Annotated in this window: 19 protein-coding genes; 17 read left to right on the top strand and 2 right to left on the bottom strand. The window is 42.2% G+C overall.

The window, feature by feature from the left end; all coding sequences use genetic code 11:
- Positions 1-85: 85 nt before the first annotated feature.
- Both scfB and MKY63_RS06940 read left to right on the top strand, forming a co-directional pair.
- On the top strand, positions 86-1480 hold the full coding sequence (gene scfB / locus MKY63_RS06945) for a thioether cross-link-forming SCIFF peptide maturase (RefSeq protein ID WP_339812210.1): 1395 nt from the start codon (positions 86-88) through the stop codon (positions 1478-1480).
- A gap of 354 nt (positions 1481-1834) precedes the next feature.
- Positions 1835-2062 (top strand): hypothetical protein, encoded by a 228-nt coding sequence (locus tag MKY63_RS06940; RefSeq protein ID WP_339812208.1) that lies wholly within the window; start codon positions 1835-1837, stop codon positions 2060-2062.
- A gap of 445 nt (positions 2063-2507) precedes the next feature.
- On the opposite strand, the gene MKY63_RS06935 is transcribed toward MKY63_RS06940, so the two are convergent.
- Together MKY63_RS06935 and MKY63_RS06930 are read right to left on the bottom strand one after the other, a co-directional pair.
- A complete protein-coding gene (locus MKY63_RS06935) occupies positions 2508-4157 on the bottom strand; it encodes a DUF2075 domain-containing protein (RefSeq protein ID WP_339812206.1) in 1650 nt (549 codons plus the stop codon).
- Positions 4158-4324: 167 nt separating this feature from the next.
- Positions 4325-4669: a helix-turn-helix transcriptional regulator gene (locus MKY63_RS06930; protein WP_076128498.1), complete on the bottom strand. Its 345-nt coding sequence runs from the start codon at positions 4667-4669 to the stop codon at positions 4325-4327.
- Between the two features lie 178 nt (positions 4670-4847).
- Here MKY63_RS06930 and MKY63_RS06925 point away from each other — a divergent pair, with 178 nt between their 5' ends.
- The 15 genes from MKY63_RS06925 to MKY63_RS06855 all read left to right on the top strand — a co-directional run bounded on the left by MKY63_RS06925 (position 4848) and on the right by MKY63_RS06855 (position 21782).
- A complete protein-coding gene (locus MKY63_RS06925) occupies positions 4848-5486 on the top strand; it encodes a hypothetical protein (protein ID WP_076128501.1) in 639 nt (212 codons plus the stop codon).
- 178 nt (positions 5487-5664) lie between these two features.
- Entirely contained in the window at positions 5665-5997 is a 333-nt protein-coding gene (locus MKY63_RS06920; RefSeq protein ID WP_076128503.1) for a nucleotide pyrophosphohydrolase, read from the top strand.
- Positions 5998-6215: 218 nt separating this feature from the next.
- The gene (locus tag MKY63_RS06915) at positions 6216-6929 is read left to right on the top strand and encodes a restriction endonuclease (RefSeq protein WP_076128508.1); all 714 of its coding nucleotides are present in this window, start codon (positions 6216-6218) and stop codon (positions 6927-6929) included.
- A gap of 135 nt (positions 6930-7064) precedes the next feature.
- Positions 7065-9305, top strand: coding sequence for a DUF3578 domain-containing protein (locus MKY63_RS06910; protein WP_339812202.1), 2241 nt, complete (start codon positions 7065-7067; stop codon positions 9303-9305).
- Positions 9277-11691, top strand: a complete 2415-nt coding sequence (locus MKY63_RS06905) for a restriction endonuclease-like protein (RefSeq protein WP_339812199.1) — start codon at positions 9277-9279, stop codon at positions 11689-11691. The genes MKY63_RS06910 and MKY63_RS06905 overlap by 29 nt, the downstream gene beginning before the upstream one ends.
- Before the next feature lie 263 nt (positions 11692-11954).
- Positions 11955-12764: an ABC transporter ATP-binding protein gene (locus MKY63_RS06900; protein WP_248549468.1), complete on the top strand. Its 810-nt coding sequence runs from the start codon at positions 11955-11957 to the stop codon at positions 12762-12764.
- A gap of 75 nt (positions 12765-12839) precedes the next feature.
- On the top strand, positions 12840-13610 hold the full coding sequence (locus MKY63_RS06895; RefSeq protein ID WP_248549469.1) for an ABC transporter permease: 771 nt from the start codon (positions 12840-12842) through the stop codon (positions 13608-13610).
- Between the two features lie 154 nt (positions 13611-13764).
- Positions 13765-14772 (top strand): ABC transporter substrate-binding protein, encoded by a 1008-nt coding sequence (locus MKY63_RS06890; protein WP_248549408.1) that lies wholly within the window; start codon positions 13765-13767, stop codon positions 14770-14772.
- 138 nt (positions 14773-14910) lie between these two features.
- Positions 14911-16269: an LLM class flavin-dependent oxidoreductase gene (locus MKY63_RS06885; RefSeq protein WP_248549409.1), complete on the top strand. Its 1359-nt coding sequence runs from the start codon at positions 14911-14913 to the stop codon at positions 16267-16269.
- Positions 16269-16802: an NADPH-dependent FMN reductase gene (ssuE, locus tag MKY63_RS06880; protein WP_076185145.1), complete on the top strand. Its 534-nt coding sequence runs from the start codon at positions 16269-16271 to the stop codon at positions 16800-16802. The genes MKY63_RS06885 and ssuE overlap by 1 nt, the downstream gene beginning before the upstream one ends.
- Positions 16803-17084: 282 nt before the next feature.
- On the top strand, positions 17085-17663 hold the full coding sequence (locus MKY63_RS06875) for a sigma-70 family RNA polymerase sigma factor (protein WP_081383426.1): 579 nt from the start codon (positions 17085-17087) through the stop codon (positions 17661-17663).
- Positions 17656-18507: a hypothetical protein gene (locus MKY63_RS06870; protein WP_339812192.1), complete on the top strand. Its 852-nt coding sequence runs from the start codon at positions 17656-17658 to the stop codon at positions 18505-18507. The genes MKY63_RS06875 and MKY63_RS06870 overlap by 8 nt, the downstream gene beginning before the upstream one ends.
- A gap of 215 nt (positions 18508-18722) precedes the next feature.
- Positions 18723-19835, top strand: a complete 1113-nt coding sequence (locus tag MKY63_RS06865) for a helix-turn-helix domain-containing protein (RefSeq protein ID WP_339812189.1) — start codon at positions 18723-18725, stop codon at positions 19833-19835.
- Positions 19836-19947: 112 nt separating this feature from the next.
- On the top strand, positions 19948-20964 hold the full coding sequence (locus tag MKY63_RS06860; protein WP_339812188.1) for an ABC transporter substrate-binding protein: 1017 nt from the start codon (positions 19948-19950) through the stop codon (positions 20962-20964).
- Positions 20961-21782 (top strand): alpha/beta hydrolase-fold protein, encoded by an 822-nt coding sequence (locus MKY63_RS06855; protein ID WP_339812186.1) that lies wholly within the window; start codon positions 20961-20963, stop codon positions 21780-21782. Before MKY63_RS06860 ends, MKY63_RS06855 begins: the two co-directional genes overlap by 4 nt.
- The last annotated feature ends 10 nt before the right edge of the window (positions 21783-21792 follow it).

Below are 21792 nucleotides of genomic sequence, written 5' to 3'. Positions count from 1 at the left end.
CGGCTATTTTTAAGAAATGGATACTATCCCTAAAGGATGGCGAAGCCGTTTCTACTAGTGTGCAAAAGGAGCTTGATTAGTAAGTATGATTCATCAATATAAACTAAACGGATACAATATCGTGCTCGATACCTATAGTGGCTCGGTGCATGTTGTTGATGACCTAGCATATGAAATTATAGCGGATTATGAGAAAACTTCTGTCGATCAAATCGTGACAATGATGTTAGAGAAATATAAGCATGATTCCAGCATTTCTGAGAGTGAAATTCGAGAAACCATCGTGGATATCGAGGCGCTTATAAATGATGGACAGCTCTTTACAAAAGATGAGTATGAGAATCTCTCGCTTGATTTAAAAAAACGAAAAACTTATGTCAAGGCACTCTGCCTCAATGTTGCGCATACCTGTAATTTGTCATGTGACTATTGCTTCGCTAGTCAGGGGAAATACAACGGAGATCGAGCAATCATGAGCTATGAGGTTGGACAAAAAGCTATCGATTATCTGCTTGAAAACTCAGGTCATCATCGAAACCTGGACATTGACTTTTTCGGCGGGGAACCACTTTTAGCCTGGAAAGTGGTTAAACAGATCGTAGCTTATGCAAGAAGCAAAGAACAAGAATACAAAAAGAAGTTCCGCTTCACCTTCACGACGAACGGGATGCTGCTGAACGATGAGGTCACCGAGTTTTTAAATCAGGAAATGTACAATGTCGTATTAAGCCTGGATGGAAGAAAAGAGGTTCATGACCGGCTTCGCCAAACGGTTAACGGAAAAGGCAGCTATGATCATATTCTTCCGAAGTTCCAGGAATTCGTTCGTAAGCGCGGAGACCAAGAGTACTATGTACGAGGAACTTACACTCGTAACAATGTCGATTTCACCAACGATATATTTCATATCGCAGACCTTGGTTTTGACAAAATTTCGATGGAACCGGTCATCTGTGATCCAAAGGAGCCCTATGCACTTACCGAGGAGGACCTGCCGGAGATATACAACCAGTACGAAATTCTCGCGAAGGAAATGATCGGTCGCGGTGAACAAGGCAAGGGTTTTACCTTTTATCACTACATGCTAGACCTCTCGGAAGGACCTTGCATCCAGAAGAGAATCACTGGCTGTGGGTCAGGAACCGAATATCTTGCCGTCACCCCTTGGGGAGAGCTTTTTCCTTGCCACCAGTTCGTAGGGGATGAAGAGTATAGCATGGGGAACCTCTGGGATGGCATCACAAAACCTGAGCTGCAATGTCAATTCCAAGAGAGCAACTGCTACTCGAAGCCGGAATGCAAGGACTGCTGGGCTAAACTCTACTGCAGCGGTGGTTGTCCAGCCAATGCACTGCACGCGACGGGTTCCCTGGTCGGAACCTATGATTTCAGCTGTGACGTCTTCCGCAAAAGAGTCGAATGTTCCATGATGGTGAAGGTGGATGAATCTATTAGAGCGATGGAAGAGCAACCTAACTAATTAAAATAACGAATGAATACACGATAACCGAGAAATAGACACTTATAAATGAAGTGACTTTTCTCGGTTTTTGTATGAATTTAGAGAAGGAAAACCGTAAAACGAGCGAGACTACCGGTTTCTGCATTTGAGAACGAGATAAAAATGAACGGGTGTTTGGAGGATATGAATCATGAGGGTTAAAATATTTCTTATCGTGACTATATTGTCTGCCTGTTTGGTTGGATGTAGTAATGGAGCAGTATTTAAAGATCAAAATGATGGAATTGCAAAGAATATCCCTACGATTGAACCATCAATGGAGATGATCTTATTCCAAGTAATACATCTGAACCTTTTGTAGGAAGTAAGGATTTGGATAGTGAAACTGAGAAGTTCTTCTATGGAACTTGGAAAGTTGAAAACCTTTTAGGATTTGCAAATTCTTACAATGATGCTTCGGAATATCCAACAGGGCAAAACGTTATTGGTGATGAAATTATAATCAAAAAAGATTCCTTTTTATCAAAAGGGTTTGAACACTATCCTGTTTATCAATATCAGCTAGAAGCTCCACTCTATAACATTACAGAAGTACACTAAAATAATGACTCTTCTTATAGAGTTTATAAAATGGATATGCCGAGTTTAAGCATGAATGATGGAGTAAAAGTATTAAGTATCTCCGACTCTTCTACAGGACTTGCTATACCCCTAAGTTTTTTGGATCTGAATAATGACAGACTTATCTTGATATTAGAGGCAACACAATTTGAACTGAAAAGAGTCATGAAGTAAAGGTTATACCAATTGGTTAACGGTGAGCGACCCTCGACAGAACCATTCAGCATTGTTTCACCTGAGGCGTTAATTCTAATAGAGAATGTTCTGAATGATAAGTTTTTAGTGAAAAAATTGAACCATGGTTTTCTGATAATTAGAAGGACAATGGCGTGCAATTTGAATGAGGTGGATTAATGATCGATGAAATAGGCAATAAAAGATGTAGTTAGAGAAGTGAAGTGAGAGAGAAGGTTATTGCAGACTCCTAAGAGTCTGCATCGGGACGGCATGATAATAATCTTGCTCTTAGCTTTGGGTCGGTAGCATAAATATAGAGTCCATGGATGCCACGTTTCATTAAAACATTGAGCGAATTCAATATGATCTCTTCTTTAATCTGTTTTATTTTCTCATTGGCGAAATCAGTTCGTGAGGTAAAGGCACCTACGTCCTTGTACTTAGTGACGTCAATTAGAATTTGATCTGTTTTCTCATCGTATCTAATGGATGGGCCAAGGATTACACCAACATAATTCAAGTCAAAACCCTGGATCGTATAAATAGAACCTACTTCTTGAATAGTATGAACTTCTTCGGCCCAAGTAGTATTGTTTCTCGTTATATTCCACGGCATTTTCAGCCCATCAGCTTCTACGTAGTATATCTCCCCATCCTTTTTATGTTCATAATCAAAGGTAGATACCATTCTGGATAAACCGAATTCCTGATTCTTGTCTTCAATCGCTTTCTTTAATTTATGTATGTCACTGAAGATTTGTAGATCATATGCATTATTGCTTACTGTAGGAATCTTGACAAGCTTCTTAGAAAGAAAACTGTCGATCCAATTTATGATTTCTGGACCTGCATCCATTCGAAATTGGTCGGTTAACAGGAATTTTTTGGTGTGATATTTTTCTGTTATTTCATTTAGCATTTGTTTATTCCAATAACTTTTAATCTTGAGAACCTGCCTCGGATCAAAGATTACAATAGTTACAGCACTTCTTTTAATGATCTCCTCCAATTGATTCGCATACCGGAAGTTGTTATAAGAGTCTTCTTTAGTTAAGAGTAAGTGTGCTTCATCTACTAATACAATATTAGCTGGTTTGGTATTTGGATCAACTGTTTTGTTTATGAAAGATGTTGGTTTCAAAAAGTTTTTCTTTTTCAAATTAGGGAGACTCTTAGCTATACTTTGATAGGTTTTTAACATTTCGCTATGATTTACCAATAAGTAATTATTTGTACCATTCAAATTGGAGCTATCATCGTTAGCATAATCTTGAATAGTGTTAAATAGAGAACTTAATAATACACTTTTGCCTGTGCCTGCGTTGCCTTCAATTAATAGTACGTGAGGAGTAGTTTTTTTAGCGTGCTTTTTGCAAAACTCGATAACCGAATTTTTTACTTCTAGTTGCTGTTCCGAGAGCTCTCTATACGGAGAAAGCTTATACGTATCCTTATTTCTTAAGTTCTCAAGTGTCTGCTCTACAATATGTTCTTGCTTCAACCTTTCCCATATTTGCATGAATATTTCTTGGTTGTAATATTCCTTTTGGTAATAATTGTGCATCTGGGTTTTTACTGTTTGGCTTACATTTTGGAGTTTGAATTGATTTTCAGCAATAAAATAATTAATTAGATTGGTCTCGATGTTATAAGTAGCAGATTGATGAAACCTCTCGTCCCCAATAATTATTGTTTGATTATGCATTTTGCGTTGTGGATTTTTAAGGTGCTCATTTAGTCGTCTCTTCACGTGAACAGTTTGTCCAATATAAGCTTGGGACAACTTTTGATTATAAAGAATATAGATGACTGGATGGTTGATTAAATAATCTGCTTGGATGTGATCAGAATCCCATTTATTAAAGCCTATTTTCTCAAAAACAAGTTCTCTCGCCATTTTAGTCTCCTGCATGATTGGATTTTCATAGAGATTGAATACAAAGCTTCGATGTTCCAATATTTGCAATCAACTCCAAAATACTAAAGCCATTTTTAGACTTTTACAGAAAAAAACGTTTATGTATGAAGGGAAAATAACAAAGATAACCTAAAAGAGCTAGTGCACTATTTTAGGACCCCGCTTACCTCTTTTACAATCCTCATCATAGCCTCAATTTGCTTAATACTTAAGCCGCTCACAGCAACCATATACTCATCAACTGCCGCTTGTTGAGCAGCTTCAACCTCATTTTGTTTATCGTAATTCTGAAAAAACTCACTTGGCTGAACCTTTAAGGCTATCACAATTTTCTCAAGTGAATCTATGGAAAAGTTTCGTTCTCCTCGTTCTACTGACCCTATATAAGCATCATCCAGATTTGATAACTCCGCAAGTTTTTGTTGGGTTAAGCCCTTTGATTTCCGAATATCCCTTACTCTATCTCCAACCAAGTTGCGTAACTTTGTCATTATTATTCACCTCTCCTAAAGGGTAGGAGAGTAAAGGTATAAATAGGAGGGATTCATAGGCGGTAAAATTTATTGAAAAAACTGCTTATGAGTAGTATATTTTATTTATTCTACTACTTGCATATGAATCGAGAAAGAAGATTTTTCTGGAAAAACCCTTTATAAGGAGGTTATACTTATGCACCTCTCAATTCTTAAGTCCTTCAACCCAGATTTTCTTGTCGAAATGCTGGAAACTGCGCACTATTTCGAACAGTGGAACAAGTTGCTATACACTGCAGATATTTTGCATAGCTATGCCCAGCGTATTTATGAAGAGCGGTTGTACTGTAAAGCGATGGGGACAACGATCCCCTTAGTTAAGATGCAACGCCCTCTTGTTTATTATTTTGGTTTCAGTCAACAGATGCGGGGAGTTGCATATCAGCATCTGGGGGATTACGAGCAGGCCAGGGATAGTATTTATAGATATGTAGAACTTGGGTGGTTAGAGGACTTAGGAACGGAGGGGCAAGAAATTGCTTGTAAATTTCGACATTTGGCAAAAGTGAATTTATATGCTGTAGAGATTTTATCTGGAAAAATAGAACTCTTGGATGAGTATGTTCGCTTTCTTCATACCTATCCAAAGGGATTGCTTGATGGGTTGGTTGTGATTATGAAAACTGCAATTTGTTATGGATTGAACGTGGACGAGCATTTGAACAACTTAACTGATGATATAAGTGAAATCAAATCAGTACAGGATAATACCACGCAGTTGAAGTACAGAAGGTTTTGTTATCTAGTGAATCTATATAATATGCGGAAGGTTTAATAGAGTTGTCTACCTTATTTAGTTTGACTATTCCTGGTCTCCATAATATTCTTAATTAAGAAGCATATAACAAGGCCAAAGCGTGGCCATGAGTGACCATTCAGAGGCGAATCCTAGGTAAAGGGAGAACTGCCTCTTTTTGCGTTCTTTACTTATTTATCATGACAGGAGCACACAGATGAGAGAAGAGCTTTTAAAACAAATCTTGGCCTTTCGAGACAATAGGAACTGGGAACAGTTCCACAATCCGAAGGATTTGGCGATTTCGTTGAGTATTGAAGCGTCTGAATTGCTAGAAATCTTTCAGTGGAAGTCTTCCGAGGAAGCAGTTCAGTCCAAAAAGGAACAGATCGCCGATGAAATTGCAGATGTACTAGTGTACGCAGTGTACTTAGCACAGTCATTAGAGCTAGACCTTGAAGATATAATACTCGCTAAGCTGAAGAAGAATGAAGCCAAGTATCCAATTGAAAAGGCGTTTGGGAAGAAAGAAAAATATACTGATTTATAGGGAGCATACATGATCATTTGCAGCAGCTGTGCACTAGCTTTCCAGGAGAAAGTTGATAGCAACCAGCCAACAGTGGAAATTGAGAATGCATTTATCAAATGGGGATGCGGCTCAGTGCCGGGAAAGAAAAGCCTAAAATTGAGAGTACCTGGAAGGTCAACTCAAGCGAGTAATGGCATAGCCAACGTAATTATACTAATGAATCAGAGGAGTATTTAATGCCATCAATTATTGGATTTATAGTAGCTATCATCGTTTTATCCATCTTGTCCGGACTAATACAAGGAAATAAGAGAAAAAAACGTAGTTCAGTCAAACGGAAAACACCTGTAAAGAAAAGTACTGCCACTGCCTTTAACCGTTCCTCGACAACGTGTAGACCTGATGAATTGCTCTTAAAAGCGCCTCTAGATCAAATTAACGGTGCTGAGTTTGAAAGATTGCTGTCTTTATATTTTCGGGATCAAGGCTATATCGTCAAAGAAGTAGGAGTAGGTGGCAAAGATGGGGGTGTAGACTTGGTTATTATCGATAAGCGCGGAGAGAAAACCGCGGTGCAAGCCAAGTGTTATGCTGAACACAACAAAGTGCAGGTTATGACGGTTCGTGAATTGGTAGGTGCTAAAAGAAACCATGACTGCATCTTGTCTCTGCTTATCACCACTTCTGATCTTACGGTGGATGCAAAACGGGAGGCAGAGCAATTTAAAGTCGATTACTGGCATGGAGCTCTAATCGAGAACAAGCTTCGAGCCTGGGGAAAATGGCAGCCTACAAAAGGCAAATTAAAGCCTAAAAAAGCTAGTAGTAGCAAAGTCAAAGCCGCAACCTGCGCATGCGGGGCACAAATGGTTCAGCGTAAAAGTAAGGAGGGCACAACTTTCTGGGGCTGTAGTAATTATCCAAGCTGTCGTAAGACAAAGGCTATGTAAACCCAGTGAATCATATCTCAAACAATTGTATAAGTGAGAGAAAGCTAATTATATATTGTTGTCCGACCAAAGATTCGCAAACTTCATGTAAAAAAATATGACTACTAGAATCGTTAACTAGTCTTGGAGGTCAACATGCCATTACCGGAATCAGTCACGCAGATTTTCAAGCGTAAGCAAAAATCATACAAAATGGTCCTCATCCTATCCTTAATTGAAGAGCTGAGAGCAACCAATCTGGAGCGCGTTTCGTTCGATCACGTTAAGGATCGGTTTCTTGAATACTTTATAGCTGAACAGGAAAGAGGAAATCGGGTGGATCAGCCACCAGGACGGGAGCTATGGAAGGATGCACCTAAAAGCCAGCTTAAAGATATTATTAACAGTCCAGTTAATGCGCTCTCGCATATTTTGTTTGTGAACTCGGAAGATAACACCATAGGATTTCATAGCCAGCTTCGAAGCCAGCTAGGGGAAGAGGGGCTTTTGCAATTGGAAAGTCTGGCCTATAACGAACTGGGTTCTTATAACGGCGCTTTGCAGCATTTCTCTTTGCAAGGTTATCTGGAGAAGATCATGGCGGAGTACACTTCTGCCAAAAAAGAAACCTTTGCAAGTCATGCACTAGGTACGTTATTTCGTCAGACACTTCCTTCTGAGCTCAAAGCGTTACCATTCTTAGATGATCAATATAAAATTCAAGGTTCTGTTGGTCAAGGGAATTGGGCAACAGTTCCTTGGCTTGCAATACTGGATAAGCGGATCACGGAAACGACTCAGCGTGGGGAGTATGTTGTGTATCTGTTTGCTGAGGATATGAGTGCTGTCTATCTTACTTTTAACCAAGGAGTGACGGCGCCTATTCAAGAGAAGGGGCGTAGAGATGGCTATGCCTATCTGCGAACTCGAACACAAGAAATACAAGGGCTCCTTTCACTGAACCATATGAATAAGGATGATAATATTCACCTGGTAGACAGCGGTCTAGGTCAAGATTATCAGGTGTCTACTGTCGCTTACATCAAGTATGAAAGAGGAGCCGTTCCGAATGACGAGCAACTAATTCAAGATCTCGAGAATGTGATGGAAGATTACCGTCTATATGTGGACACTGTGACTTCTACAGGTAATGTAGCTGATAATGAGGAAGTGGAAGTAGTGACACAAGAAGCTGATCTGCTGAAGGACGAACAAGTAACAGGGATCCTCCACCAAATCCAATCCCACATCCGTCGCAAAGGTTTCTTCTTCCCTGAGCACCTTATCGAGAATTTTTACCTCTCGCTAAAGACTAAGCCTTTTGTCATTCTGGCAGGCATATCCGGAACAGGGAAGACTCGGTTGGTGAAGCTGTTTGCAGAAGCTCTTGGTGCAACGGGGACTAACGGACAGTTTACCTTGATCCCAGTGCGGCCGGATTGGAGTGATCCTGCGGATCTGCTGGGGTACAAGGATCTTTCGGGCAGGTTCAAACCAGGTCCGCTTACGGAAGTATTAGTAGAGGCGCGGAAGCCGGAGAATCAGCATAAGCCATATTTTATCTGCATGGATGAGATGAATCTGGCGCGGGTAGAGCATTACTTCAGTGACCTGTTAAGTGTGCTGGAAACACAGGACTGGCAGGAGGGGAAGATCCAGACACAGGATCTCATATCTTCTACCATGCTGGATACGTCTGAGGATCAAGTGAAGTTTGGCAGCCTAGGTGTCCCGGAGAATGTGTTCTTGATCGGGACTGTGAACATGGACGAAACGACACATCCTTTTAGCAAAAAGGTACTGGACCGAGCTAACACACTGGAGTTCAATTACATCAATCTGCAGCAGTATCCGGACATGAGTGAGCAGGAAGAGACGGAAGATCCCGCTGATCTTGCAGAACTGAACCACCTGTTTCTGCGCTCCGATTATTTGCAGCTAGTGGATGCCTATGATGCCAACAAGGAGCTAGTTGTACGGACGACAGAGAGATTGGTTAAGATCAATGCTCTGCTTGAGGATGTCCATGCTCATGTAGGTTTCCGGGTACGCGATGCGATTTGCTTCTATATGATCTATAACGAACGGTACAAGCTGATGAATGAGGAAGAAGCTTTTGACTGGCAACTGCTGCAAAAGATACTGCCGCGCATTCAAGGGAGCCATTCTTCGGTTCGCCGGGTATTGTTGAACTTGATGAAAGGGGCTCTTGGTACAGGATCTGGTGTGACGGTAAATATTGAAGATCTTATGGACAATGATGCTTCTCCACTCTACCTGAAATGGGCTGCTGGACAAACTCCACCTACGGCCAAACATCCACAAAGTGCTCGGAAATTGGCTTTTATGCTTAGGAGGCTAGAGGAAGATGGATTCACCTCATACTGGCTCTCTTAATCAGGCGGTAGAATTGCTCCGTGTAGAAACGGAGCTTTTTACGCTTTTTCTTCAAGGACGGCCTTATCATCCTACGGTGGAGACCTTGCGGCTTCATCGTTCATCTAGTCAGGAATGGGTGGGTGCGCAGCTAGGGATTTTTTGCTCCGAACGGCTTGGTAATGTTCAGATTAAAGTCTTTTCCCCTGAAGCCCATGGGATGGTGGACTGGCAGCAGAGGGAGTCTGTTTTTCCTTGTTTTTATGAGACACAGTCGTATGAGCTGGTGATTCAGAAGAAGACCGCTGCTAACCTATCTTTTTATCATGAAAATGTGCTGCTTCGGCAGGCAATTAAGCCTCTAGGTGAGACTATTCTTGCGGGTGTTCTGAACTTTGGGAATGAGGTAGGTTTGACGGAGTGGGAGATCCGTAGTTCAGGACAGGCTTTGCTGCGGGTAGAGATGGAGATCTTTCCCTCTAAAATGGATTACAAGCTGGATTACCAGAATATTTTAAATGAAGTGAATGAGCATATTTATAACTTGGCTTTTGATTTTTTGCGCAAAACCTACCAACTAACAGGCTTGCGGGAGACGCAGCATCAGAGCCTGACGGAGTTTTTCACCATACTTCAGCATGTGTTTAGACAGCTCTTGGATGCCGTTGAGCGGATTAACAAGAATCCCAATTACGCTCTGCTTCAGGACCGCCGACTAGTGGATGCCAATCGGGTCAAAAAGGCAGGAAGAGAGAACATCCGCGAGCTCGCGAAGCATCCCGAACGATTAAGAGAAGACATGAACCATGGATTCTTGACCATCGGCAGCCGAAATTACACAGCCACACATTTAATGGAGACACGAAGACGCCTCGCCTATGATACTAATGAGAACCGGTTCATCCGCTGGATGCTGGAACGCATTCATGGAAAGCTGAAAGAGCTCAAGGGTCGCTGGAAGATTAAAAACCGAACCCCAGATCCATTACTTATAAAAAGGTTAGACAACATGCTCACTCAACTAGAGCGGGTGCTCAAGATGGATTTTTTGCGTGAGGCTGGAGTAATGAGGCAGATGTCCGTTACACTGGTGCTGCAGATGGCCCATGGATACCGCGAGGTCTATCGCTGTTATCTAATGCTGCTCAAAGGCTTGTCGATCCAAGGTGATCTGCTGCGCCTGTCTATGAAGGATGTCGCGCAGCTCTATGAATACTGGTGCTTCCTCAAGTTGAATCAGCTTCTGGGTCAGAAGTATAAACTGGTGAAGCAGGATATTATTAAGGTGAATCGGAATGGTATTTTTGTTACCCTTGACCGCTCGCAGAGCGCTAAGATGGTGTACGAGAATCCAGTTAACGGAGAGCAGTTCATCCTGTATTATAATGCGATTCCTAGCTCGGATAAGGCACCGACGCTCAATCAGCGTCCGGATAATGTGCTGACACTGAAGAAGAAGGATGCTGGCAAAATCAAAGAGTATAAGTATGTTTTTGATGCGAAATACCGATTAAATCCGGCTTATGAAGGGACTTCCTATCACCGCACTTATAGGCAGCCTGGTCCTGAAGATGATGACATCAACACCATGCACCGTTATCGGGATGCCATTGTGTATCAGGAGAAGGGATCGGAAGAATATGAGCGAAGCATGTTTGGCGCCTATGTTTTATTCCCCTACCCGGATGAGGAGCGGTATAAGACCCACCGATTCTACAAAAGCATCGAGCTATTGAATATTGGCGCTTTGCCATTCCTACCGAATTCTACAAGCCTAGTGGAGCGATTCTTGGATGAGATTATTCAGGATAGTCCGGAAAAAGCTTACGAGCGTTCCACCCGTCCACGCGGCACGAAAGAATACTATACCAACCAACTCGCGGGCAAAAATGTGCTTGTTGGTTCTGTCCGGGGACCCGAACAAGTGGAGGTGGCGCTGCGGAAAGCTTTTTATCATATGCCGTTAAGGAATCTTGCAAACCAGAAGATCCTAACGCAAATTGAATACGTAGCGATGTGCCAATCCCGTAAAAAGTTCATTGATCCTGCAAAAACGGGGATTCACTGGGTAGGGAAAGTAGCGGATTGGAAGGTGCTGCGGCGTAATGAGATTAAAGAGGTTCCTTGTCGCCCGGGTACTGAAGAAGATCTGTATGTACGATTTACGGTTGAGGAATGGAAAGCAATTACGTCTCCTATCATGCTAGGTGGTCAAAGAATACAAACGGTGCTCTATACGAGTAAATATATTCTGGATCGTGCCTTGGAAATCGCGGAGCTTCGCTTAGAAACGGAGGGAGATCTTCGTGAATGGCGTGAGAAACGCCGAAGGGGCAGAGTGAAGGTGAAGTTGGATCATGAGCAGTATGTGGACTTGGGGAAGGTTGTTGAAGTTCGGAATATTTAAGGTTAGTGAACATGAAGTAAGGTTTGTCTAATGAATTCCATAATTATGAATTTATTGTTGACAACCCCAGCGGATTAAAATATAGTAATCCCATCAGATTAATACAAATTATTGATGTTTAAATTTTAGTGATTGTGAGTACGAAACGGAATATGCTGACTGGTTCAACCAGAGGCTCAGGGGACAAACGCTAGTCGTTGTCATCTGAGCCTTTTTGGCGAACGGTCACTTTGCCGTAATAATAACTAACAGAGGTGAAGTCAATGGCTGCTGCTGAAAAAATTAGATTTGAGAGTGTCACCAAAACGTTCAGTGTCCGAGATTCTAAGCAAAAGGAGGGGACGCAGCAATTCACAGCGGTAAAAGAGTTGGACTTTTCCGTAAGAAAAGGTGAATTCATAACGATAGTGGGGCCAAGCGGGTGCGGTAAGTCAACTTTGCTTGATTTGATTAGTGGTTTATCATCCCCCACACAGGGTCGCATTTTAATAGATGGTCACACAATAACAGGTCCAGGGCTTGATCGAGGTATTGTGTTTCAGCAGTATGCTTTATTTCCGTGGAAGACCGCGCGTGGCAATATTGAATTTGGGTTAGAAGCAAAGGGGATTCCGAAGCATGAACGTAGCGAACAGGTTGGGCATTTTCTTTCGTTAGTTGGGCTTAGTGATTTCGGAGACCGTTATCCACATGAGCTTTCCGGGGGGATGAAGCAGCGTGTAGCCATTGCCAGAAGTCTTGCCTTTAACCCGGATGTCTTGTTAATGGATGAGCCTTTTGCCGCACTGGACGCCCAAACACGTGAATCCCTGCAAAGTGAGCTTTTACGGATTTGGCAGAAGACCCAAAAAACCATCATATTTATTACGCATGGCATTGATGAGGCCGTTTATCTTGGGGAGCGGGTAGTCGTCCTGACACCAGGGCCCGGGACGGTGAGGAAGATTGTAGATATTCCGCTTCAATCACGATTGGAAGATGCGGATATTCGCTCACATCCTGATTTTGTGAAGGCTCGACATGAGGTATGGGGTTATTTGCATGAACCTGAATACAAAGGTGCATATATTTAATCTATAAAGGGGGGGATTCCCATCGAATCCGTTAAGTCTGTTCATTCAACATTACAGCTTAAAAAACGAAATCCTATTTCTTTTTCCGGCGTGCTTAAGGTGTTCAAACAGTCCATTGTCTTAGTCTTATTGTTCTTACTATGGGAAGTCGCACCACGGACGGGCTTAGTTGATGCAGCATTTTTCCCGCCTATTTCTGAGGTAATCACTGCTTTGTGGAATTTGATTGTCTCAGGTGAGCTTTTCACTCATTTCTTAGCAAGTATCATTCGTTCGTTCAGTGGATTTGCATTAGCTTTATTGATTGCGATCCCGTTAGGATTACTGATTGGCTGGTATCCATTGGCCCGAGAGCTGTTAAATCCAGTGTTGGAATTGTTCCGAAATACGGCTGCGCTCGCTTTACTTCCGGTATTTATGCTGCTGTTAGGGATTGGTGAAACCTCTAAGATTACAATCGTCTTATTTGCTTGCACATGGCCTATTCTTCTAAACACGATTGCTGCTGTAGGTAACGTCGATCCCTTACTTATTAAAGCGGCTAAATCCATGAATATTAAGTCGTTCAAATTATTTCTGAAGGTCATTTTGCCGGCATCCGTGCCAACTATTTTTACAGGGATTCGAATGGCAGGAACAGGGGCGATATTAGTATTGATTGCGGCAGAAATGGTAGGTGCAAAAGAAGGCTTAGGCTATTTAATCACTTATTCTCAATATAACTTTCAGATCCCTCAAATGTACGCCGGTATATTAACCATTGCTTTGTTGGGTTTGCTAATCAACCAAGGCTTGACCATGCTCGAGCGTAAATTTTCTAAATGGAAGCAACCGGTGAATGAATAGAATGGGGATTATGAAGTGATATTTTTTATGAATAATACCAACTAAACAAGTTGAATTAATTGTACTTAAAACAATCTAAAAAGGAAGAGTGGCGGAGGGAAGTTTGGAACTGTAGCTCAGAAAAATACAATTCATTTGGAAAAGGAGAAGCGAGATGAACAAAACAGTAGCACTGCTTATACTTGTAGGCTTGGTTAGTGGTATTTTATCTGGCTGCTCAGAGGGGAAGTCCTCCGCCAAAAGTGGAGAAGATCAGATCCTGCAATATCAGTCTGCACCTGGAAGTGTGTCTTTCCCAGAGCTGGCCGCCGATTTAGGTTACCTAGGAGATTTGAAGTTAGAGTCTATAGGTGACAGCGTGGGTGGTCCGGAAAGTATTCAATTAACCGCGACGAAACAAATTGACTTTGGTGCAGCATTCAATGGAGCCATTATTAAATCCTACGCCAAGAATGTAAAAATAAAGTCCGTCATTGGCTCCTACGGCAGTGATAAAAATACGTATGTAGGTGCATATGCCCTCGAGGGGGGAGCTATAAAGTCGGCTAAAGATTTTATTGGTAAAAAAGTAGGGGTGAATATTCTCGGTGCCCATTCGGAATTCGTCATTAAAGATTATTTACGCCAAGGCAACTTGACCGAAAAGGAAATTGAACAAGTAACCTTAGTGACAGTTCCAAGTTCTAGTGCAGAACAGATTCTGCGAAATCATCAGATCGATGTGGTTATGTTAAGCGGGATTGCCCGGGATCGGGCTTTAACAACAGGTGGGGTCGCAGAAATTTTTAAGGATATTGATGTGTTTGGCACAGAGTTTACTGCGGGTGATTATTTCTTTACAGATCAGTATATCAAGGAGAATCCGAATACCGTCAGGCAATTTGTAGATGGAGTTGCAAAAGCCATTGAATGGGCCCGAACGACACCTAGGGAGGAAGTAATTAAACGATTCGAGGAAATTATTAATAAGCGTGAACGCAAGGAAACCACAGATAATCTTAAGTTTTGGAAGAGTACGGGCATCTCTGAAAAAGGCGGTGTGATCACACCCTCGGAATACGATGTCTGGATTGATTGGCTTGTGGCAAATGGGGAGCTAAAGGAAGGCCAAGTGAAACCGGAAGAGTTATATACGAACGAATTTAATCCTTTTGTTAAATAATTTTATATATGAGTTGAATCTAAAACAATCTAAAAAGGGAGAGTGGCAGAGGGGAAGTTTGGAACTGTAGGAGCGTGAGCATCCGCCTTTGTGTACGGATTTCCTTAATAGAAAATCAAACAATAGGGAGTGGTTAACATGACAAAAAAACAAATGAAATTAGGGGCATTCATTAATCTACCTGGTCATCATGTAGCAAGCTGGCGTCATCCTGCTTCAGGGGCAAGTCGGGCATTTGATTTGGAGTATTTAACGGAGATTGCACAAACGGCTGAGCGCGGCAAGTTCGATATGATATTTTTTGCAGATGTATTAGGTCAAAAGCTGTCCGGAAATGCACAATCATCATTAAAGCTAGATCCCGTTATTATTATCTCCGCACTTGCAGCAGTGACTAAGAATATCGGGCTAACGGCCACGTTGACTACTACCTATAACGATCCATACCATGTAGCGCGTAAATTCGCAGCGATTGATCATTTGTCCAAGGGGCGTGCCGCCTGGAATGTAGTAACATCAGCCAATGAGGGTGAAGCTCTCCTGTTTGGTAAAGATAAACATTTGCAGCATGCGTCCCGCTATGAACGTGCTGAGGAATTTGTGGAGGTTGTCAAACAGCTCTGGTTGTCTATTGAGTCTGAGGCGCTTGTTATCGACAAGGAGCAAGGTCGGTATTTAGATGTAGAAAAGGTACATCCTGTTGATCATCAGGGAGCTTGGTTTAAGGTACAGGGTTCACTGGATTCATCAACCACACCACAAGGGCATCCCGTGATTGTTCAGGCCGGATCGTCTGAATCTGGAAAAGAGTTAGCCGCGAAGACCGCAGAGGTTATTTTTACAGCATGGCAGACGCTTGAAGAAGCGCAAACCTTTTATCGTGATGTGAAAGGGCGGTTGGCTAAATATGGACGTAAACCGGAGGACTTGAAGATTATGCCGGGTGTGTTTATTACTGTAGCGAAAACAGAGGAAGAAGCTTTGCTGAAGCAGCAGCAATTAAACAGCTATATTTTACCTGAAGTAGGACTATCGTATTTGTCGTCTTTCACTAACATTGATCTGTCAGGGTATGATGTCGAAGAACCACTTCCGGAATTCAGTTCAATTGAAGATGACACCAATCCGCGGATCCGCTACAACATTATTCGTGATATCGCCAAACGTGAGAATCTGCAATCTATTCGTGCAATCTATGAGCGTATCGCTGGAGCACGCGGACACCGGGAAATCGTTGGAACCCCTGAACAAATCGTAGATCAATTAGAAGAATGGTTCTTAAACGATGGTGCAGATGGATTTAATGTGATGCCTCCCCATTTCCCGGAGGGCTTTAACGATATTGTTGAATTAGTGATTCCTGAATTACAGCGTAGAGGCTTATTCCGTACTGAATATGAGAGTTATACGCTTCGAGGAAATTTAGGGCTATCTGTACCTGTTGTAACAACACTTGAAAAAGCACTAACCGGTGCGAGCACAGGAGGGAATGTGTAATGAGCAAAGCAGTCATTATTAATGGAGGAAATACTAGAAAATCTCGATTAACAGCTATTCATCAGCAGGTTGAAAGATTTCTAACGCAAGAGGGGATTTGGCATCATTCGATCTATGTACATGAGTTACCAGCGGACGATTTGCTTACGGCCAATTTCGCCAGTGAGGCGATTCTGCGGGCCAATGCGCTAGTGGAAGAAGCGGATATTGTCGCCGTATTAACGCCTATCTATAAAGCCTCCTATACGGGAATCTTGAAGACCTATTTAGATCTCCTTCCGCAAAAAGCGCTGGTTGGTAAGCGAATTGTACCTATTGCTATTGGGGGTTCGTTAGGCCATCTTCTAGCGATTGAATATGCATTAAAACCCGTCTTATCTGTACTGGGTGCTACTGAGATTTTAAATACGGTTTATTTCTTGGATCGGCAAATTGAACGTTTAGAAGCTGATGGGTATCGTATTGATGAGGAAGCGGAGCAGCGGCTAACCGTGGAATTACTAAAGCTTGCACCTGCAAAAATAACTAATTAGACTAGGGAGAACAGGAAGTTAGGGGTTAACATTAACGCAGCCTTTCGGGGTTGCGTTTTTTGTGTTGTGATTGTTAATCTCATGAACCAACGTTGAAAAAGGTCCCTAGTCTCCATTTGGTGAACTATAAGTTGTATGATGGTTTCTTGCCATTCCACGATTACATCAAAAGATTTGTTAATGGTTTGGGCGTTTCTCCGTATTAACATATGTAAGTTTCTTCACAACAAATTGCGCAATTTGTTTAGCTTTTCGATGAAGGTGAGTGGAAGGAGGGTGGAGATGGAGGTTATCCAGGGTAAAGTGGAGCGTTACATGAATACCGAAAGATCACGTGAAGCTATCATGTCCAAAGAGGAATTTACCCGGATGTATGATACGTACTACCAACGTGTTTACAAATATATCTGTTATCGGATTAATAACCACCACGCGGCAGAGGACATATGCAGTCAGGTGTTTGAGACTGTGATGTGTAAGTATTATAGTTTTTCACAAGAAAAATCGAATTTTGAGGTGTGGCTGTTTGCCATTGTAAGAAATGCTGTGACGGATTACTTTCGGGCGCAGAAGAAGAGAAGCTATACCTCACTGGATTCGTTGCTGGAGCTTATATTTCCCAAGCCGTCTCCTGAGGAGCTGGCGATCCGTGAGGATAATAATCAAGCACTGTTCAAGGCGCTCTCCAAGCTGCGTGAGAAGGAACGAAATATCATTGCAATGAAATATGGGGCTGGGCTGAAAAATTCCGAAATTGCACAGATCATGGGAGTTAGTGAGTCCAATATCGGTGTCGTAGTATATAGAAGCTTGAAAAAACTGCATATTTCCTTAAAGGCAGGAGGGTTCAAAAATGAATAAGAAAGATGATCTCACCAAATTCAGCAAAACCATAGAACTGCTTGAGAATGCCGAACAGGGCAGCACTACCGCCAAAGAAAGAATCTATAACCGCTTGATATACAAATTGGACCATGGGGCACTTAACCCCCAATCAGAGATAAAGGACGGGATAACGATGAAAAAAAGCAGCTGGAGAAATGCAATAGTGATTGGCAGTGCAGTAATTTGTCTGGGTGGAGCATTCTCTGCAACCTCCTACGCACAGGATATGTTCCAGTCGATCATGGCAAAGTTTGAAGTGGGAAATCTCGAAATCACACAATACGATAAGGAAATCCCATCGGCTGCACAGTCAATGACTCCATCTGAAGATGCCCAAGGCGGGGAGAATGCGGTCATTGAATTGCCGGTTGCAGCTAAGTTGAATCTGGATGAAGCACGTGCAGCACTTGGCATGAACTTCCCGGCACCCGATTGGATGGGAGATTATGAGTTTGTGAATTGTGTTCTTCAGGGGACCAGCATGATTGAAGTGCAGTATAATTCTGGAGAGAATGCTGTGAATTTTCTAATCTCCAAGGGCGGGGACAATGGGATCAGCACTACGGAAGAAGTGAAGACAGAAGTAATCAACGGGACTAAGGTTTATTATGCAAATGGAATTGTGATATGGGAACAGGATGGCTATACAGTAGAGTTGTATTCCCAAGTAGACTTTGACCAAGCTACACTAGGGAAAATCATTGATAGCTTTAACATTGGTGCGCCTGTTCAGCCTTTAGAGCAAGGTCAAGTGAAGGAGAACTTGCAAAAGAATGGAGCAGCGGTTGCAGCTCCGGCTCCGGCTGTAGATTCAAAATAAAAGACTTACTCTGGGCAGCAGCAGCAGCCTATAGTTACAGACAGAAGACGCGAGGGGATTAGTCCCCTGAGCGTCTTCTTTTTTGAGCACACTTTTATAGAACGTTCCCAACCATTGCCACCCCCCAAAAACAAAAGTATAATTGATAATGATTATCAATTAATGAATGAATAAAGAGTTAAGTGTATTTATATAAGCAGTAAAGAGGTGACAGCATGCAAAAACAATCGCAAAAGACGGATTTAAGCGAGGTTAGAAAATATATAGAAGAGAATTTCACGAAGCACCTGTCTTTAGCACATTTAGCTAATCTTTCTGGACTTAGCTCCAGTTATTTTTCCTCGGCGTTTAAACAGGAATATATTCAAAGTCCAATGGAGTTTGTTACCCAGCTGCGGATTCAAAAGGCTAAACAATTATTGCAAAAGGAAGACGTTCGCTTGAAGTTTATAGCAGAAGCGGTTGGATATAGTGATGAGTTTTATTTTAGCCGAGTGTTCAAAAAGGTCGAAGGGATATCCCCAACGATGTATTCCAGCCAGCAAAAATCTCATATCGGTGTTGTAACTGGGAACATGATGGGGTATTTACATGCGACAGGAGTCATTCCGTTTGCTGCACCCTTAAGTGCAAAATGGACACCGTACTACTATAATTTGTGGGCGCAAGAAATCGAGCATAAGGTAACCTTGACGCAAAACAAAAATTATTGCAGCCCCAATGAGCTATTGCATTTGCCAATTGATCTTCTAATTTCTCCCAAAGATTTGTCGTCAGAGCTGGTAAAACGGATAGAGGATCATTTTCCAATCTATTGGCTGGATGATAAGCAAGATTGTTTAGTAGCCTTAACTGAACTTGCTGCCCGACTAAATAAACAAGAAGAAGCGAAACAGTGGATTACACAGTATAGGGCAAGATTGGAAGACGTTCGGCGCAGGTTAGACTGGACCTCTACACCACCTAAAATTCTAGTTATACGTATCTATCAGCAGCAAATTTTTGCTTATTGCAATACAGGCATCGAGCATCTTTTGTTTCAGGATTTGGGAGCGGAATCTAGTTATGAGCAGCCCGGTCTATATAATGCAGAGATTACTTTTGAAGAGTTAAGTAGATTGAAGGTGGATAAGCTGTTTACGATTATTTGCCCCGATGATGAGTCACGAGCAACTTGGCATCATTTGCAGAGAGAGGTTGGGTTCAGACAGTTAGAGGCTATTAAGCAGCAACAAATCTATGTTATTCACTCCGATCCTTGGTTTGAATATTCGCCTGTAGCTTTAAAGCGGATGCTAGAGGAAGTTGCAGTAATGATGATACCTTGAAAATGTACATGTCTAATCATAAGATGTTACATGGTCAATGCGTCCTATCTCTTATACACTCAATACTGAGAATGATTATTATTGAGAATATAGGAAAGAGGGAAGGTCTATCATGAAGGGGTTTAATACAAAAACAATAAGTTATGTTGTAATGGTTGCTTTATTATCCATTCTACTGACAGCTTGCGGCGGCAATAATACAGCTAATCAGCAAGCAACAGATACTCCAGTAACAACCAGTGAAGCGAGCGCAACTGCAACGGATGAACCAGCTGTACAAGAAACGGAAGTAGCGGCTAGAGAAGCGTTTGTAGTAACTGATCAAGTAGGCAATACAGTAAACATTCCGGGGACTGTACAAAAGGTGTATGCCCCTGGTTTAGAGGATTATTTAGTTACCCTTGGTGTAACCCCGGTAGCCCAATGGTCCACGGGTGAAAGACCACAGCAGTATCTACAGGATACGTTAAGTGTCGTACAAGAAATCAGCTTCGCTAATGGTGTTCCCTCCCCAGAATCTGTAGTGGATTTGGAGCCGGAATTAATTATATTCCCCACTGCTTTTTATGCACAAAATGGTGTTTATGAAAACTACTCGCAAATTGCTCCAACTTACGTGTTTAAGAATGCACTCGGCAATGTAGTGGAAGCCACAGAAACGATTGCGAAATTGCTAGGTTTAGAGGATAAAGCAACAGAAGCTATTGCTGCTTACAATACAAAGCTAGAAGCAACTAAAGCACAGTTAGCCAGCGTTTCTGCCGGTAAAAAAGCAATTTATATTAATGCGAATGCCCGTGCGATCTTTTTAGTGGGTAACTTCCATTACGGGGGTTATGTGCTGAGTGAGCTAGGCTTTGCTCAAAGTGCTCTTGTAGAAGGAGAAATGTCCGCTGATATTTCGCTGGAAATGTTGTCTGATTTAGACGCGGATTATATCTTTATTAACGATAATGATGGTCTGGGAGATGCTTTCCTGGCAGACATTAAAGCTAGTCCTTTATGGAAGGCGCTGCCTGCAGTTCAAGCAGGTAAAGTGTTCGAGGTGGATGGCGATCACTGGAGATCCAGTGGATTAATTGCTTATCAAAAAACGATGGACGATATTGTAGCGTTCCTGCTGCCATGATTATCAAACCGTACGTAAAACCAAACTATGAAACGATGCTGATCACGAGTAAAGCTAACAATAAGGACTATGAAATTTTTATTGCCAAACCTTTGGATGAGCCTGCAAAAGATGGCTACGGTGTCATTTATGTTCTTGACGGTAATGGACTTTTTGAAACCGCAGCAGAAATCACCCGATTGCTTACGCGTAAGCCTAAAGGCTATCCACCCGCGATTGTTGTTGGCATTGGTTATCCTGGGGGTGAGGCGTTTGATACCGTGCGTCGAACCTATGATTTAACCATGCCAGCCGAGCTCGCGAATTTACCGAAACGTCCCAACGGGGAGCCTTGGCCTGAATTTGGCGGGGCAGATGAGCTGCTAGCTTTTTTTGAAAAAGAGTTAATGCCAGCCATTGCCCAGCGGTTCGTTATCAATAAGCAGAAGCAAGCATTGTTTGGTCATTCCTTTGGCGGATTATTTGTTCTGCATGCGTTGTTTACACAACCCACCTTGTTCTCACATTATATTGCAAGTAGTGCTTCCATCTGGTGGAATGATTACGCACTTTTAAAGGAGTATGAGAATTTTAAAGCTGATTTACACAGCAATACGCTAAGTCAGTTACCTAAAACGCTTATGATTGCCGGTGGGGAAGAGCTGGATTATATGGTCAAGGATAGCTTGGATTTATGTAACAGCATGATGGCCTTACACCTTCCAAGCTTTGAAGTAAACTGGGCATTGCTTGAGCAAGAGGAGCATGTGAGCGTAATCTCGGGTGCGATTAGTCGGGCCGTCAAATTTTTGCTTACCACATCCTCTGACTTAAGTTAGATAGAAATCA

Origin of the sequence: Paenibacillus sp. FSL R7-0189 (assembly GCF_037969925.1) — a bacterium.
Lineage (GTDB): Bacteria > Bacillota > Bacilli > Paenibacillales > Paenibacillaceae > Paenibacillus_AQ > Paenibacillus_AQ odorifer.
This window is presented reverse-complemented; position numbering and strand designations above follow the sequence as displayed.

Excerpts from the sequence above, each read along its gene's own strand:
- scfB (WP_339812210.1), top strand. The coding sequence starts at position 86 with ATGATTCATCAATATAAACTAAACGGATACAATATCGTGCTCGATACC.
- MKY63_RS06935 (WP_339812206.1), bottom strand. The coding sequence starts at position 4,157 with ATGGCGAGAGAACTTGTTTTTGAGAAAATAGGCTTTAATAAATGGGAT.
- MKY63_RS06930 (WP_076128498.1), bottom strand. The coding sequence starts at position 4,669 with ATGACAAAGTTACGCAACTTGGTTGGAGATAGAGTAAGGGATATTCGG.
- MKY63_RS06925 (WP_076128501.1), top strand. The coding sequence starts at position 4,848 with ATGCACCTCTCAATTCTTAAGTCCTTCAACCCAGATTTTCTTGTCGAA.
- MKY63_RS06920 (WP_076128503.1), top strand. The coding sequence starts at position 5,665 with ATGAGAGAAGAGCTTTTAAAACAAATCTTGGCCTTTCGAGACAATAGG.
- MKY63_RS06915 (WP_076128508.1), top strand. The coding sequence starts at position 6,216 with ATGCCATCAATTATTGGATTTATAGTAGCTATCATCGTTTTATCCATC.
- MKY63_RS06910 (WP_339812202.1), top strand. The coding sequence starts at position 7,065 with ATGCCATTACCGGAATCAGTCACGCAGATTTTCAAGCGTAAGCAAAAA.
- MKY63_RS06905 (WP_339812199.1), top strand. The coding sequence starts at position 9,277 with ATGGATTCACCTCATACTGGCTCTCTTAATCAGGCGGTAGAATTGCTC.
- MKY63_RS06900 (WP_248549468.1), top strand. The coding sequence starts at position 11,955 with ATGGCTGCTGCTGAAAAAATTAGATTTGAGAGTGTCACCAAAACGTTC.
- MKY63_RS06890 (WP_248549408.1), top strand. The coding sequence starts at position 13,765 with ATGAACAAAACAGTAGCACTGCTTATACTTGTAGGCTTGGTTAGTGGT.
- MKY63_RS06885 (WP_248549409.1), top strand. The coding sequence starts at position 14,911 with ATGACAAAAAAACAAATGAAATTAGGGGCATTCATTAATCTACCTGGT.
- ssuE (WP_076185145.1), top strand. The coding sequence starts at position 16,269 with ATGAGCAAAGCAGTCATTATTAATGGAGGAAATACTAGAAAATCTCGA.
- MKY63_RS06875 (WP_081383426.1), top strand. The coding sequence starts at position 17,085 with ATGGAGGTTATCCAGGGTAAAGTGGAGCGTTACATGAATACCGAAAGA.
- MKY63_RS06870 (WP_339812192.1), top strand. The coding sequence starts at position 17,656 with ATGAATAAGAAAGATGATCTCACCAAATTCAGCAAAACCATAGAACTG.
- MKY63_RS06865 (WP_339812189.1), top strand. The coding sequence starts at position 18,723 with ATGCAAAAACAATCGCAAAAGACGGATTTAAGCGAGGTTAGAAAATAT.
- MKY63_RS06860 (WP_339812188.1), top strand. The coding sequence starts at position 19,948 with ATGAAGGGGTTTAATACAAAAACAATAAGTTATGTTGTAATGGTTGCT.
- MKY63_RS06855 (WP_339812186.1), top strand. The coding sequence starts at position 20,961 with ATGATTATCAAACCGTACGTAAAACCAAACTATGAAACGATGCTGATC.